The sequence below is a fragment of the Streptomyces sp. NPDC007095 genome, assembly GCF_040634475.1.
GTDB lineage: Bacteria > Actinomycetota > Actinomycetes > Streptomycetales > Streptomycetaceae > Streptomyces.
Genome location: NZ_JBEYFS010000141.1, coordinates 1 through 14,392, shown reverse-complemented (window position 1 = coordinate 14,392; position 14,392 = coordinate 1). Strand labels below are relative to the sequence as shown.

Annotated in this window: 16 protein-coding genes and 1 pseudogene; 11 read left to right on the top strand and 6 right to left on the bottom strand. The window is 69.6% G+C overall.

Features of this window, described 5'->3' with window-relative positions:
• Positions 1 to 230: 230 nt before the first annotated feature.
• Together ABZ656_RS37075 and ABZ656_RS37070 are read left to right on the top strand one after the other, a co-directional pair.
• Positions 231 to 428, top strand: a complete 198-nt coding sequence (locus ABZ656_RS37075) for a hypothetical protein (protein ID WP_054229278.1) — start codon at positions 231 to 233, stop codon at positions 426 to 428.
• A gap of 88 nt (positions 429 to 516) precedes the next feature.
• Complete coding sequence (locus tag ABZ656_RS37070) at positions 517 to 1,218, top strand: DUF4191 domain-containing protein (RefSeq protein ID WP_101405563.1); 702 nt, start codon at positions 517 to 519, stop codon at positions 1,216 to 1,218.
• 310 nt (positions 1,219 to 1,528) lie between these two features.
• Here the strand turns inward: ABZ656_RS37070 and ABZ656_RS37065 are convergent, their stop codons facing one another.
• On the bottom strand, positions 1,529 to 1,999 hold the full coding sequence (locus tag ABZ656_RS37065) for an RDD family protein (RefSeq protein WP_101405562.1): 471 nt from the start codon (positions 1,997 to 1,999) through the stop codon (positions 1,529 to 1,531).
• A gap of 199 nt (positions 2,000 to 2,198) precedes the next feature.
• On the opposite strand from ABZ656_RS37065, the gene glnA reads away from it, so the two are divergent.
• On the top strand, positions 2,199 to 3,608 hold the full coding sequence (gene glnA, locus ABZ656_RS37060; RefSeq protein ID WP_099923052.1) for a type I glutamate--ammonia ligase: 1,410 nt from the start codon (positions 2,199 to 2,201) through the stop codon (positions 3,606 to 3,608).
• Positions 3,609 to 3,716: 108 nt separating this feature from the next.
• On the opposite strand, the gene ABZ656_RS37055 is transcribed toward glnA, so the two are convergent.
• Positions 3,717 to 4,034: a hypothetical protein gene (locus tag ABZ656_RS37055; protein WP_101405561.1), complete on the bottom strand. Its 318-nt coding sequence runs from the start codon at positions 4,032 to 4,034 to the stop codon at positions 3,717 to 3,719.
• A 360-nt stretch (positions 4,035 to 4,394) separates the two neighbouring features.
• Here ABZ656_RS37055 and htpX point away from each other — a divergent pair, with 360 nt between their 5' ends.
• Positions 4,395 to 5,318, top strand: coding sequence for a zinc metalloprotease HtpX (gene htpX, locus ABZ656_RS37050; RefSeq protein ID WP_101408189.1), 924 nt, complete (start codon positions 4,395 to 4,397; stop codon positions 5,316 to 5,318).
• An 88-nt stretch (positions 5,319 to 5,406) separates the two neighbouring features.
• Complete coding sequence (locus tag ABZ656_RS37045) at positions 5,407 to 5,991, top strand: hypothetical protein (protein WP_101405560.1); 585 nt, start codon at positions 5,407 to 5,409, stop codon at positions 5,989 to 5,991.
• 25 nt (positions 5,992 to 6,016) lie between these two features.
• Here the strand turns inward: ABZ656_RS37045 and ABZ656_RS37040 are convergent, their stop codons facing one another.
• Positions 6,017 to 6,301 (bottom strand): hypothetical protein, encoded by a 285-nt coding sequence (locus ABZ656_RS37040; protein WP_101405559.1) that lies wholly within the window; start codon positions 6,299 to 6,301, stop codon positions 6,017 to 6,019.
• Between the two features lie 176 nt (positions 6,302 to 6,477).
• Here ABZ656_RS37040 and ABZ656_RS37035 point away from each other — a divergent pair, with 176 nt between their 5' ends.
• A complete protein-coding gene (locus ABZ656_RS37035; protein WP_360274075.1) occupies positions 6,478 to 8,172 on the top strand; it encodes an alpha/beta fold hydrolase in 1,695 nt (564 codons plus the stop codon).
• 77 nt (positions 8,173 to 8,249) lie between these two features.
• On the opposite strand, the gene ABZ656_RS37030 is transcribed toward ABZ656_RS37035, so the two are convergent.
• Entirely contained in the window at positions 8,250 to 8,744 is a 495-nt protein-coding gene (locus ABZ656_RS37030; RefSeq protein ID WP_360274072.1) for an FxLYD domain-containing protein, read from the bottom strand.
• 182 nt (positions 8,745 to 8,926) lie between these two features.
• Here ABZ656_RS37030 and ABZ656_RS37025 point away from each other — a divergent pair, with 182 nt between their 5' ends.
• Positions 8,927 to 10,186 carry a winged helix DNA-binding domain-containing protein gene (locus ABZ656_RS37025; protein WP_360274069.1) on the top strand — a complete coding sequence of 420 codons (1,260 nt, stop codon included), beginning with the start codon at positions 8,927 to 8,929 and terminating at the stop codon, positions 10,184 to 10,186.
• A gap of 172 nt (positions 10,187 to 10,358) precedes the next feature.
• On the opposite strand, the gene ABZ656_RS37020 is transcribed toward ABZ656_RS37025, so the two are convergent.
• Together ABZ656_RS37020 and ABZ656_RS37015 are read right to left on the bottom strand one after the other, a co-directional pair.
• The gene (locus tag ABZ656_RS37020; protein WP_101405555.1) at positions 10,359 to 10,667 is read right to left on the bottom strand and encodes a hypothetical protein; all 309 of its coding nucleotides are present in this window, start codon (positions 10,665 to 10,667) and stop codon (positions 10,359 to 10,361) included.
• Between the two features lie 259 nt (positions 10,668 to 10,926).
• Complete coding sequence (locus tag ABZ656_RS37015; RefSeq protein WP_360274066.1) at positions 10,927 to 11,412, bottom strand: hypothetical protein; 486 nt, start codon at positions 11,410 to 11,412, stop codon at positions 10,927 to 10,929.
• A gap of 169 nt (positions 11,413 to 11,581) precedes the next feature.
• Here ABZ656_RS37015 and ABZ656_RS37010 point away from each other — a divergent pair, with 169 nt between their 5' ends.
• The 4 genes and pseudogenes from ABZ656_RS37010 to ABZ656_RS36995 all read left to right on the top strand — a co-directional run.
• Positions 11,582 to 11,944 carry an arsenate reductase family protein gene (locus ABZ656_RS37010; protein ID WP_101405553.1) on the top strand — a complete coding sequence of 121 codons (363 nt, stop codon included), beginning with the start codon at positions 11,582 to 11,584 and terminating at the stop codon, positions 11,942 to 11,944.
• A gap of 119 nt (positions 11,945 to 12,063) precedes the next feature.
• Entirely contained in the window at positions 12,064 to 12,750 is a 687-nt protein-coding gene (locus ABZ656_RS37005) for a hypothetical protein (RefSeq protein WP_101405552.1), read from the top strand.
• Positions 12,751 to 13,231: 481 nt separating this feature from the next.
• Positions 13,232 to 14,260, top strand: coding sequence for a glutamine synthetase (glnII, locus tag ABZ656_RS37000; RefSeq protein WP_101405551.1), 1,029 nt, complete (start codon positions 13,232 to 13,234; stop codon positions 14,258 to 14,260).
• 26 nt (positions 14,261 to 14,286) lie between these two features.
• Positions 14,287 to 14,392 (top strand): annotated as a pseudogene (locus ABZ656_RS36995) (GNAT family N-acetyltransferase); the annotation flags it as partial.

Sequence of the window (14,392 nt, the reverse complement as noted above, 5' to 3'; positions counted from 1 at the left end):
AATCGGCGCACAAGCAACTCCCCCCACAATGTGGCCAATTCACCGCGCTGCCGACTGTCCACGCAGATGGGAACAGGCGTCAGGACAGCGTCAGGCTGGAGGCCCGCCGCATCAAGGCTTCATTGGTGTTTGACCGGTCGGTCACGCCCTGGTAACACCAATCAGTGACCCTGGTCTTACGCCACGTACCGCCCCGTCCAGAGCCGCCATCCCGAGGGGGGACCTCCATCATGCAGGCCGCGCCCGTACGCGCCACAGCCATCCCGTCGTTCACCGATGCACTCCGTGCCGTCGAGTCGCTGCTCATGAGCAGCGGTCAGCGCACCGCCCGCCGCAACGCCTGGACCTCCGTGCTGGAGGACCGCCGCCGCGCCAAGGACCGGGTCGAGGCGCAGCGCGTGCTGGAGTCCGTGGCGACGCGTTCGTAGCCGCCGCCGGACCCCCGTGCGGGCACTGCCGCCGCCCGCCCGGACACTGCCGTCGTCGGCGCTTGTCGGGCCACGTAGACTTCGTGGCATGGCGAGGAAGGAAACTGCAGCGGACGCTGCGAACCCCGGGCGACTCAAGCAGATCGCTCTGACCTACAAGATGACTCGCAAGGCCGACTCCAAGATCGGTCTTGTACTCGCGGCAGTCGGAATCGTCACCTTCGGTGTCTTCCTCGCGATCGGCCTCTTGATCGACCACCCGTACTACCTGGGCATTCTCGGCCTCCTGCTCGCCTTCCTCGCGACGGCGATCGTCTTCGGGCGCAGGGCCGAGCGAGCCGCGTTCGGGCAGATGGAAGGCCAGCCGGGCGCAGCCGCGGCCGTGCTGGACAACATCGGCCGGGGCTGGACCACGACTCCGGCGGTGGCGATGAACCGCAGCCAGGACGTGGTGCACCGCGCGGTCGGCAAGGCCGGCATCGTGCTGGTGGCCGAGGGCAACCCGAACCGGGTGAAGAGCCTGCTGGCGGCCGAGAAGAAGAAGATGGCGCGGATCGTCGCCGATGTGCCCGTGCACGACGTGCTCGTGGGCACCGGTGAGGGTCAGGTCGGGCTGAAGAAGCTCCGCACCACGATGCTGAAGTTCCCCCGCGTCCTGACCGGCCCGCAGGTGACGGCCACCAACGACCGGTTGCGCGCGATGGGCGACCTGATGAGCAACATGCCCCTTCCGAAGGGTCCGATGCCCAAGGGCATGCGGATGCCGCGCGGCGGACCGAAGGCCCGCTGACACTCCTCTGAGCAGAGTTACGACGATGGGGGCGCCCGGATCACTCCGGGCGCCCCCATCGTCGTACCGCTCGTCGCACCACTCGTCGTACAGGCCGGGTGTCGTCATACGGGCCGGGTGCCGTCATACGAGCCGGGCGCCGTCATACGGGCCGCCGTCATACGGACCGGGCGCCGTCATACGAGCCGGGTGTCGTCATACGAGCCGAGCGCCGTCATACGAGCCGGGCGCCGTCATACGGGCCGCCGTCATAGGAGCCGGGTGCCGTCATACGAGCCGGGTGTCGTCGTACGGGCCTGGTGCCCGGTCGCTAGGCCCGGACCTCGATCGTGCGGGCCATGCGGTCGTGCAGGCCCCGGCCGTCGCGGTCCCAGATCAGGGCGGGGACGGCCACGCACAGCAGGGCGGTGCGCAGCAGGACACGCAGCGGGTTGAGACGGCCGCCGCCCTCGGGGACGATCCGCAGGCCCAGGAGGCGCTTGCCCGGGGTGAAGCCGACCGTGCCGACGGTCAGGACGCCCAGGACGAAGAAGACGAGCAGGGCCCAGTTGCCCGTCGACCCCGGCTTGTAGCCGTGGGTGAGCAGTCCGTATGCGATCAACAGGCACAGGGCCCAGTCGATGGCGAGGGCGCCCAGCCTGCGGCCGGGGCGGGCGATGGAGCCGGGGCCCTGTTCCGGCAGACCCAGCTGTTCGCCTCGGTATCCGAGGTCGGCACCGGCGTCCTCCAGGGCCGCGCGGGGTCCGGAGAGCCACGATCCGATTGCTTGCCTGTTGTCCACCCGTCCACGGTACTGCGCCCGTTTTGGCATACGGACAGGAGGGGCCCGGCTGCCCCAGGTCGGTTAACTTGGGCGAAACAAATGGGTCACGCTGGAGAAATCCCCCATCCCTATGGTCGGCTCCAGCGTGTGCCACCGCACTGGCCGCACGAACGAACTACCACCCCGGTCCACTGTGGGCGGGAGTAGGAGGAGCTGGATGTTCCAGAACGCCGACGAGGCCAAGAAGTTCATCGCGGACGAGGACGTCAAGTTCGTCGACGTCCGCTTCTGCGACCTGCCGGGCGTGATGCAGCACTTCACGATCCCGGCCGAGGCCTTCGACCCGGCCGAGGAGCTCGCGTTCGACGGCTCCTCGATCCGCGGCTTCCAGGCCATCCACGAGTCCGACATGGCGCTCCGCGCCGACCTGTCCACCGCGCGCGTCGACCCCTTCCGCCGCGACAAGACGGTCAACATCAACTTCTTCATCCACGACCCGATCACGGGCGAGCAGTACTCCCGTGACCCGCGCAACGTGGCGAAGAAGGCCGAGGCCTACCTCGCGTCGACCGGCATCGCCGACACCGCGTACTTCGGCCCCGAGGCCGAGTTCTACGTCTTCGACAGCGTGCGCTTCGACACCAAGTCGAACGAGGCCTTCTACCACATCGACTCCGAGGCCGGCGCCTGGAACACCGGTGCCCTCGAGGACAACCGTGGTTACAAGGTCCGCTACAAGGGCGGCTACTTCCCGACCCCGCCGGTCGACCACTTCGCCGACCTGCGTGCCGAGATCTCCCTGGAGCTGGCCAAGTCCGGCCTCCAGGTCGAGCGCCAGCACCACGAGGTGGGCACCGCCGGCCAGGCCGAGATCAACTACAAGTTCAACACGCTGCTCGCCGCGGCCGACGACCTCCAGCTCTTCAAGTACATCGTGAAGAACGTCGCCTGGCGCAACGGCAAGACCGCGACCTTCATGCCGAAGCCGATCTTCGGCGACAACGGCTCGGGCATGCACGTCCACCAGTCGCTGTGGGCCAACGGCGACCCGCTGTTCTACGACGAGGCCGGTTACGCGGGCCTCTCGGACACCGCCCGCTACTACATCGGCGGCATCCTCAAGCACGCCCCGTCGCTCCTCGCCTTCACGAACCCGACGGTGAACTCGTACCACCGTCTGGTCCCCGGCTTCGAAGCCCCGGTCAACCTGGTGTACTCGCAGCGCAACCGCTCCGCTGCCATGCGTATCCCGATCACCGGTTCGAACCCGAAGGCCAAGCGCGTCGAGTTCCGTGCGCCCGACTCCTCCGGTAACCCGTACCTGGCCTTCTCCGCCCTGCTGCTCGCGGGCCTCGACGGCATCAAGAACAAGGTCGAGCCGGCCGAGCCGATCGACAAGGACCTCTACGAGCTCGCCCCCGAGGAGCACGCGGGCGTCGCCCAGGTCCCGACGTCCCTCCCGGCCGTCCTCGACCGCCTCGAGGCCGACCACGAGTTCCTGCTCGCGGGCGACGTCTTCACGTCCGACCTGATCGAGACGTGGATCGACTACAAGCGCACGAACGAGATCGCGCCGCTGCAGCTGCGTCCGCACCCGCACGAGTTCGAGCTGTACTACGACGTCTAAAGATGTACTACGACGTCTAAAGATCACGACAGACGCCTGAAAAAAGACGTCTGAAAAACTGAGGGCCGCCACCTGTGAGTACAGGTGGCGGCCCTCGGCCGTGGTCCGTCAGGGCACCACGATGACTACGACTCCACCACCGAAGCCGTTGTTGAAGCCGTTGTTGAAGCCGAAGCCGTTGTTGAAGCCGAAACGGTTGAAGCCGGTGTTGAAGCCGTTGTTGAAGCCGTTGTTGAAGCCGAACCCGCAGTTGTTCCCGAATCCACGGCCACCCCAGTTGGAACAGCCGAAGGTGGTGACCTGGGTCGGGGCTTGGGCCGGGGCAGCTGCCGAGGCCGTACCTGCTGCGCCGATCGCGGCGCCTCCGGCCATCAGAACGCCGATGGCGGATACCGCGAAGAAGCGCCTCGCACGTTGTGCCTTCATGGATGAATCCTCCTTGCACCCCTCGTGCGGTCTTTCGGAGGCACGAGACGGATGGCAGATGGCCGTGACCGCGGCGGAGCGGGTCCGGCGCGATGCTCGCCCGAGTACGGGGAGTACGTTCAAACCGCCGACGCGTGCAGCGGGCGTACTCCGATGGCGGCTCTTTTCACTAAGAGCTGCTCGCGAATAAAGGCTAGTCGGCGATCGACCACTCAGCATCTTGGGCGGAATCCCCCAGATCTCGCACGGAATCCCACAGGTTGCCTTTGCACCTCCTAGGGGTGTTCGGAACCGCTTCATGGGCATCCGCAGGTGCACACTGGACAGCGGGACGAGTGCCTTACTGCGGGGGTGATGCAGATGCAGAGCCGGTTCCGGAGCGATCCGCGGTTGACCGTACGCATGACGGTCACGCTGTTCCTGCTCGGATTGCTGTACGTGGCCTTCGTCGCCGCGTTGATCGTGCTGCTCAAGTCCTGGGTGCTGGTCGTGATCGTCGCGGCCCTGGTTCTCGGCGCGCAGTACTGGTTCTCGGACCGGATCGCGCTCTACGCGATGCACGGCCGGATCGTGGAGCGCGAGGAGTATCCGCAGCTGCACGGGGTCGTCGACCGGCTGTGTGCCGTCGCCGACATGCCGAAGCCGCTGGTCGCCGTGTCGGACATCGACATGCCGAACGCGTTCGCGACCGGGCGGAACGCCGATCACGCGGTCCTCTGCGTGACCACCGGGCTGCTGCGGCGGCTGGAGCCCGACGAGCTGGAGGGCGTGCTCGCGCACGAGCTGTCGCACGTGGCGCACAAGGACGTCGCCGTGATCACCGTGGCCTCGTTCCTCGGGGTGATCGCCGGTCTGATCGTGCGGTTCGCCTTCTACTCGCAGCTCTTCGGCGGGCGTGGCCGCAAGGACCAGAACACCGTGGCGATCTTCATGGCGGTGATGGCCGTCTCCGCGGCCGTGTACGCGATCAGCTTCCTGCTCATCCGGGCCCTGTCCCGGTACCGCGAGCTGGCCGCCGACCGGTCCGCCGCCCTGCTCACCGGCCGGCCCTCGGCGCTGGCGTCCGCGCTGACGAAGGTCTCCGGGGACATCGCGCGGATCCCGACCAAGGACCTGCGGACGGCACAGGCGTTCAACGCGTTCTACTTCACGCCGGCCTTCGGTGCCGAACCGGGGATCGCGAAGCTCTTCTCGACCCACCCCAGCCTGGAGCAGCGGCTCGAACAACTGGGCAGGATCTCGGCGGAGCTGGGCGAGGCGGCGACTCCGGAGAGCACCACGTGACTCCTCCTGCCGCTTCCTGACTCTTCCTGACCCTCTTGTCCCTCCTGGGCCATGGCCCTTCGTCCCTTCCGGAAAGGCAGCCGACTGCATGGGGTTCCTGGACATCCTGCTCGGGCGCACCAAGGCCGTCGCGCCCGATCTCGACCAGCTCTTCGGGCTGCCGTCGGCGGCCGTGACCCTGCAGGCCGCCGCCGGGTTCACCCCGACCGGGACGGGCGCGGTGTGTTTCGCGAGCGTCGAGGGCGGGGCCTTCGCCCAGGCGCACCAGGAGGTGCAGGAGCTGCTCGACGCGGATGCCGAACGCACGGGTCCGCCGGTGGAGGTCAGCCGGGACGAGTACGGGTATTCGTGGCTGGTCTCGCGGCGGGAACCGGACGATCTGCCCGCGCTGGTCGGTGATCTGCACGCGGTCAACAGCGCGCTGGAGGACAGCGGCTTCGGACCGCAGCTGCTCTGCTCCGTGGCCGGCTTCCAGGACACCGGGCAGCGACGGCTCGGGCTCGTCTACCTCTACAAGCGCGGCACCTTCTATCCCTTCGCACCGCTGGCCGGGGAGGCCCAACGGCGCGACAACGCGCTGGAGCTGCAGGTCAAGGCCGCGCTCGCGGACGATCTGCGGATCGAGCAGGACCTCAGCCGCTGGTTCCCCATCTGGGGCGCCCCGGGTCTGTGACCTCCCGGGAACCGACGTCCGGGTGCTACGTCCGGCGTTCCTGGCGGCGGGCCTCCAGCGGACGCTCGCGGCGGTAGCGGCGCTCCCACTTGGCCTGCTGGTCACGACGCTGACGGTAGGCACGGTAACTGGTGTCCGGACGGGCCGGGGAACCGGACGTGCCCGAGGGCGCCGCCGCGGACGTGCTGCCCCAGGTACGGCCGTAACGGGCGTACACGAAGAGCAGGGCGATCGCGGCGAGCCACAGGACGTGGTTCGAGAAGCCCAGGACGACCAGGGTCACGGTCGCGGAAACGATCAAGGTTCCCATGACGGGACTCCTTGTGTGCGTGGGTGGCTGTGTGCCGACAGGGCGCTGGGGGTGGGTCCCCGTCGGTCGGTGCGTAGAGAGTAGCCCCGAGTCCGCCACCTGATGCCTGTCCGACGAAAAGCAGACGTGGCTGAAAAGCGGGCGTGGGTCATTGGGGGTCATGGGTAAATGGGCGGATGCTCGCCTCCTTCGCACTCGACCACGACGGTGAACGACTGAGCTGTGTCAGCGGCGGCGGTGACGACGGCCATGGCACCGGCCATGGCGATGACCGTGGCGCCACGGCCACCGTCGTCCTGCTGCACGGCGCGGGCCTCGGCAACAAGGAGCGACTGCTGCCGCTGCTGGAGGAGTTCGTGGCACGCGGCTGCCGGAGCCTCGCCCTCGACTTCTCCGGACACGGCGAGAGTTCGGGCGAACTCAAGGACCTGAGCCTGCGCCGACGCTTCGAGCAGGCCGTCTCCGTCATCGACGCGTCGGTCCCGGCGGACGGACCGCTGATCCTCGTCGGGTTCAGCATGAGCGGCCAGACGGTGGCCGATCTCGCCGGGCACTACGGGCGGCGCGTGGTGGCGCTGGGCCTGTGCGCGCCCGCGGTGTACGGCGCCGAGGCGTGGCAGGTTCCGTTCGGGGAGGATGGGGGTACCTCCCGCTCGGGCGAAGTCGAGAGTGGGGGAGGGCGCTTCAGCGAGATCATCCGGGCGCCGGACAGCTGGCGGCAGGCCCCGGCGCTCGATGTGCTGCGCGGGTACGACGGCCGTGCGGTCCTCGCCGTACCCGGTACGGACGCCGTCATCCCGCCCGCCGTCACCGAGGCCGTGACGGACGCTCTCACCGCCCGTGCCCAGTTCACCCGGCTCGAATTCCCCGATGCCGACCACATGCTGGGCCTGTGGCTGCGCGAACACGCCGCCGACCGGGCCCGGTTCGTGGACGCCGTACTTGTGGGACTGGGTGAGCGGGGGTGGACCGCGACCCGCGGCTGGGTGGCCAGACAGCTTCCGGCCGGCAGGAGCGTACGGGAGTCCACGGCCCTGCGTGGCGGCTGGAGCTCCCAGATGCGCCGGCTCACCCTCGACGACGGTACGGGTCTGGTGCTGCGGTCGTTCGTGAAACCCTTCTACCGCCGTCATGCGCCCGGCCTGCTGGCCCGCGAGGCGTCCGTCCTCACCCTGCTCGCCCCGTACGAGGACGTGCCCGCGCCCGAGCTCCAGGCCGTCGACGCCGCCGCCGAACACTGCGACCACCCTTCGCTGTTGATGTCCTGGCTGCCGGGCGGGGTACGGGTCGACGAGGAGGACCTGGACCGGCGCATCGACCTGCTGGCCGGCCAACTTGCCCGTATCCACGCGGTGGTTCCGGCCGACCGCCCACGTCCCTACCAGGCATGGACCTCGCCCGAACGTGTCCGTGCGCCCCGGGGCGTGCTGTGGGAGCGGGCGGTGGACGTGATCAGGCGCGAACCCCCGGCGTACGAAGGGTGTTTCCTGCACCGGGACTTCCATCCCGGCAATGTGCTCTTCACCGGCGCGGGCGACACACTGCGGATCAGTGGGGTGGTCGACTGGGTGGAGACCTCGTGGGGGCCCGCCGACCTGGACGTGGCCCACTGCTCCACGGCCCTCGCGCTGCTGCACGGGGAGGCGTACGGCCTGGGGTTCCGCGCGCGGTACGAGGCACACGGCGGACGCCGACCGGCCGACGCCGGGGAACACTTGTACTGGCGGCTGCTGGACGCGCTGGCCTACTCCCCCGACGCCGAGAAGCTCGCGGTGCCGTGGCGGGAACTGGGGCGCACGGACCTGACCCCCGAGCTGCTGGGCGAACGGCTGACGGCGTATGTGACCGGACTGTTCGAGCTGTACGGCTGAAGGCATCGGCGACGGCGACGGCGACGGCGACGGCGACGGCAGGACGGTCGCCGGAGCGGGAGGCGCGTTTGCGGGTGTCAGGCCCGCACGGCGCGGGCTACGTCGGCGGTGACGTCTCCGGAGAGGGTGCGGTTGCTGCGGGCGGTTGCGTCCTTGGCCGCGCCCGCCGGGACGTCGTTCAGGGTGACGACGACCGTGTCGAGGAGGTTGCCGCCCTTGTCGCGGAAGTCGACCTGGACCGCGTACGTCTTCGCCGCGGACGTCGGGTTGGTGGCGGTGGCCTTGACGGTGGCCCGGCCCGCGGAGTCGATGGTCACCTGGCCGCCGAGCTTCACCTCGTCCTTGGCATTCAGACCGTTCTTGAACTCGTCGAACTTCCGCCCGGCCTCGGCTGTCGCCGAGGCGAGGGTGCCGCCGGCCTCGGACGCGAGGGAGGAGGCGGCGGAGGCCACGTCGGACGGGGTGGTGCCGTCGGAACAGCCGGCCAGGGCGGCGCCGAGAGCCAGGAGGAGCACGACAGCCACGGCCCCCGGGCCGGTCCGCCGTACGCCGGGCGCTCGTATCCCGCTCACCCCGTGTACCCCGCCTGTCCCGCATATCCCCTGCCTCGCGTGCCGCGCCATGTCGTCTCCCGACGTTCCACTGCGGATTCCCGTTTCAGTCAAGGCCGTGCGCAGGGCGTACGCATGGCGGGGGCGGCGATCGGGTGAGGCGCGAGAGGATGCGGGGACGGCAGCTACGAGAGGGAGGCGGCGTGGGCGAGGAGCGACGGCACATCGCAGCGGCGGAGCGGCGGGCCAGGCTCGCCCTGCGGCACCGGCTCGCGGGGACGGCGCGCGCGGCGAGCCCCGAGGAGGTCGCCGGGTCCCTGGTCGCACTGCACGGGACCGATCCGGCGACGGTGTACCTGGCGGTGGGCGCGCGGGTCGCGGACGCCGGGAAGACGGTGGCGGAGCTCGACCGGGCGCTGTACGAGGACCGGACGCTGGTACGGATGCACGGCATGCGGCACACCGTGTTCGTGTTCCCCACCGAGCTGGCCGCGGTGGTGCACGCCTCGACGGGGCTCGCGATCGCCGCGAAGGCCCGGGCCGGGCTGGTCAAGGACATGGTGAGCGGCAGCGACGGGCGGCTGACCGAGGAGTGGCTCACCGAGGTGGAGGCGTCCGCGCTCACCGCGCTGGCGCGGCGCGGGCAGGCCACGGTGAACGAACTCGTCCAGGACGAGCCGCGGTTGAGGGAGCAGTTCACGTACGGCGCGGGGCGCAGTTACGAGAGCGCGCACACCGTGTCGTCCCGGCTGATGCGGGTGCTCGGGGTCGAAGGGCGGGTGGTGCGTGGACGCCCGCTGGGGTCCTGGACGTCGACCCAGTTCCGCTGGGCCGTGGCACCGCCGCATCCCGAACTCCCGCCCTCCGAGGCCCAGCCCGAGCTGCTGCGCCGCTGGCTCGCGGTGTGCGGGCCCGCCACCGAGGCCGACCTCAAGTGGTGGACGGGGTGGAAGGTCACCGATGTGCGGCGGGCGCTGGCCGCGATCGGGGCGGTGACCGTGTCGCTCGACGACGGAGCCACCGGATATGTGACCGCCGACGACACCGCCCCCGTCCCCGGCCCCGCCGCGCCGTGGGCCGCGCTCCTCCCCGGGCTCGATCCGACGGCCATGGGATGGCAGGAACGGGACTGGTACCTCTCCCCCTCCCTCCGCCCCGCCCTCTTCGACGGCAGCGGGAATGTCGGTCCGACGGTGTGGTGGGACGGGCGGGTGGTCGGAGGGTGGGCGCAGCGGGCCGACGGGGCCCTGGTGTGGCGGGTGCTGGACCCTGCCGCGGTGGGGCGGGAGGCACTGACCGCCATCGAGACGGAGGCCGCCCGCCTACGGGCCTGGCTGGGCCCGACCCGGATCACCCCGCGCTTCCGAACCCCCCTGGAGAAGGAACTGACGACGGATCAGGAAGGGAGGGCGCGGAGCTTCGCCCCGCATCCCCACCCGCCCGGTTCGTTCGGCCGCGGGTGAGCGGGGGCTGGTCGCGCAGTTCCCCGCGCCCCTGAAAGCCCCTGCCCCGGCCGCATCTCCAGCCCGTCCGGCGTTTGAGGACGAGGCCGTTCAGGCCGATCGGGGGTTCGGGGGCGGAGCCCCCGAGTGGGGGCGGCGGGGCGAGGAACGTCACCACCGCCGCCCCCGGCGCTCAGCGCGCGTAACGCATCAGCGCGCGCACCATGTGGCAGGTGGTGTCCGACGGCGGATGAACACCGATCGCCTCCGCAGTACTGCGGATCTTCTCGTCGCGGGCCTGATTCGGAACGTACACACCGGAGTCGAGCAGAGCGATCGCGAGACGCATCGCCTTGAGCCGGCGGTTGTGCGTGACGTACCACTCGCGAGGCCGCCCCGGCGGCAACGGGCGCTTCGCCACGGGCTCGTACGGCAGGTCCATCAGGACCGCCCTCTTGGACGTGGACTGAGTGGGCAGCGGCTTCAGTGCGGCAGCGGGCACGGGCATCCTCCTGTCGCGGTCAGGGCGCCATCCGGACCCCCCGGCGACACCCTCGAACACTGCTTCTAGTTTACTGCCCGGCACTGACATCCGGGGAGTCCACAGAGTCCGGCAAACATCCAGGTGGGCAAGGGAATTGCCGCCGTGTCACAGCAGTTCCGCGAGATGTGCGTGAGACGGCGACAAATTCGAACAGACCCTCCGGTGGGCACGACGGGGACCCGCCCGCCATCCATCGGGAAGGACGCGGCTCACGCCGTCAGGAGTAGGTCCAGCGCCACCCGTTGCGGTAGGCGCACGTGATGCCCGCACCGCCGGCATCCGTCGTCGAAGCTCCGTGGTCCCCGTTCCGGCAGTACTGCCCCGCCTCGTAGCAGTTGCCCGAGTTGGAGACGATCGAACAGGTGCCGGTGTCGCTGCTCCCACTCGTGGCCGCCCCGGCATCCTGCGCGGCCTCGGTGACCGTCTTGGTCGGGCCCGGCGTCCGCACCGTCTTTGTGACGGTGACCCGCGGCTTCGGCGTCGCGGCGACGGTGGCGGTGGCGGTGGCGGTCACTGTGACCGTCGGACGGGGGCCGGCAGCCGCGGCCTTCGCCGCGTTCACCTCGTCCTGCGCACTCTGGGTGCCGCCCATGGCCCCCAGAGCGAACAGGAGGATCCCGGCCGCCCACACGCGCTTGCGCTTACGCCAAGGCCGCGTGTCCGGCGGGCGCGGAACAGGCGGCCTTGTGTACGGGTCAGTCATCTCGCCCCCTGGTTGTGCTTCGGGTGGGATGACGGTAGTTCCTGGTCGTGGCATATGACAGAGACATGGAGATGGAGTGATGATCTTGTGATGAACCGACCCCTGGCCACAGGGGCCTCGGGGGCGCCGTGACGCCAGTGGAAAAGGGGGCACGCGTAACGTGTGCGGCATGGAGATCTGGATCAATCCGGCCTGTTCGAAGTGCCGCAGCGCCATCAGCCTGCTCGACGCGGAGGGTGCGGAGTACACCGTCCGCCGCTACCTGGAGGACGTACCCACGGAGGACGAGATCCGGGCCGTACTGGAGCGACTGGACCTCGAACCCTGGGACATCACACGGACACAGGAGGCCCTCGCCAAGGAGCTCGGCCTGAAGTCGTGGGCGCGGGACGACAGTTCGCGCGGGCAGTGGATCAAGGCACTGGCCGAGCACCCGAAGCTCATCCAGCGCCCGATCATCACGGCGGACGACGGGACGGCCGTCGTGGCACGCACGGAGGAAGCGGTTCGGGACGCCTTGACTCGCATGTGACCCAAGCCACTTCGCTGACTCGTGTTAACCATTGAGTAACCCTGTTCGGGATCTCGTACATAGCGGCACACGGATCGCATCCGGTCGCCGCACGAGGCGGCCCAGGACAGGAGGCACGCATGTCGCGTAGGAGAACTCTCAGTCCCAAGAAGAAGCTCGCACTGCTGGTCAGTGCCGCCGCCGTGGCCGGAGGTGGCGCGTTCGCCATGGCGGCCACCTCGAACGCGGCGCAGACCGAGAACGGCCGGACCCTGTCCGCCGCGGACTCGACGGTCTGCCAGGGGCTCACCACCGCCCTCGGCAACAACCAGAAGTTCATCGACGGCCAACGGGCCAATCCCGACGCGCAGTCGGCGGCGCGGATCGCCAACCGCGAGGCGGTCATCGCGCAGATCAAGGTGCAGCAGAAGGCGTCCGGTTGCGCGGTTGGGGAGTCGGCTCAGGGCTCCCAGACCACGCAGCCCGCGCAGTCCGCCCAGCCGGCGACGACCACACCCGCGCAGCAGCAGACCACCGCACCACCCGCGCAGGGGACGGGTGGTGGTGGCGCCGCCACCGGCCAGCAGGTCTGCAACGGCTCGACCGTCACCCTCTCGGGGGAGGGCGGGGCCCCGGCCGCGTCCAGCAACCAGTTCCCGGCCGGGACCAAGCTCAAGGTCACGAACCTGGACAACAACAAGTCCACGACCGTGCAGGTCACCTCCGTGTCGGGCAGCTGCGTACTGCTCAACAACGCGGCGTTCGAGCAGGTCCGGGAGCCGGGCAAGTTCCTGATCCGCCGGGCCCGGATCGAGAAGGTGGGGTGAGCGCCCACACCTGACGACCGAGGAACTCCGCCGACCGGACGGCGGTACCGGCCGGGCCGCGTACGGCAGCAGCCCCGCGGCCCGGACCGCCCCCCGAAGCGGGTCGTGCGTCCTGCTGTTCGCGGCCACGGACAGCAGGACCGGCACGTAGAGCGAGTTCGATACCGCACCCGGCGGTCACGGAGCCCGGTGCGCGCCCGCAAACCCATCGCATACGAGCCGCCGCCACCGGGACCGGGAGGAACACGGTGGGCCGACGCGTGTGCTCGCGGGCTTCGCGAGCGGGCCGCCGATAGCGGTCGCGAATCGCTCTCGGCGAGTGAGTCGCAGCACAGAGGCACCAGGTAACACGGGGTTCACATTCGAGCAATGATCGGGAAATCGCCTGTTGACAGGCTGCCGGGCATTACCGCGGCGCCACGGTGCCGCAGCGCCGCAGCACCCGCAGTGCGCCCAAGACACACCCCGAAGGATGTGGCCCGTGACCTTCAAGGCTGAGTACATCTGGATCGACGGCACCGAGCCGACGGCCAAGCTCCGTTCCAAGACGAAGATACTGGGCGACGACGCCAAGGGTGCCGAGCTGCCGATCTGGGGCTTCGACGGGTCTTCCACGAACCAGGCCGAGGGGCACGCCTCGGACCGCGTACTCAAGCCCGTCGCGACCTTCCCGGACCCGATCCGCGGCGGCGACGACGTCCTCGTGATGTGCGAGGTCCTGAACATCGACATGACGCCGCACGAGTCCAACACCCGTGCCGCGCTCGCCGAGGTGGCGGAGAAGTTCGCCGCGCAGGAGTCGATCTTCGGTATCGAGCAGGAATACACCTTCTTCGACGGGGAGCGCCCGCTCGGCTTCCCCGTCGGCGGCTTCCCGGCCCCGCAGGGCGGCTACTACTGCGGCGTCGGCGCGGACGAGATCTTCGGCCGTGACGTCGTCGAGGCACACCTCGAGAACTGTCTCAAGGCGGGCCTCGGCATCTCCGGCATCAACGCCGAGGTCATGCCCGGCCAGTGGGAGTTCCAGGTCGGCCCGCTGGCGCCGCTGGAGGTCTCCGACCAGCTGTGGGTGGCCCGCTGGCTGCTCTACCGCACCGCCGAGGACTTCAACATCTCCGCGACCCTCGACCCCAAGCCGGTCAAGGGCGACTGGAACGGCGCCGGCGCGCACACCAACTTCTCCACCAAGGCGATGCGCGAGGGCTACGACGCGATCATCACCGCGTGCGAGTCGCTGGGCGAGGGCTCGAAGCCGCTCGACCACGTCAAGAACTACGGCGCCGGCATCGACGACCGCCTGACGGGTCTGCACGAGACCGCCCCGTGGAACGAATACTCCTACGGCGTCTCCAACCGTGGCGCCTCGGTCCGCATCCCGTGGCAGGTCGAGAAGGACGGCAAGGGTTACATCGAGGACCGCCGCCCGAACGCCAACGTCGACCCGTACGTCGTCACACGCCTGCTCGTCGACACCTGCTGCACCGCCCTGGAGAAGGCCGGCCAGGTCTGATCCGCCCCGCACGCGAACGAGGAGGCGCCCACCGTCAGGCCGACGTGGTGGTGGCGTTCATCGAACTGGCCAACCAGGCGTCATGGACGGTCCATGTCGACGGTTTCGGCATGACCCCTCTGGGCGAATTCG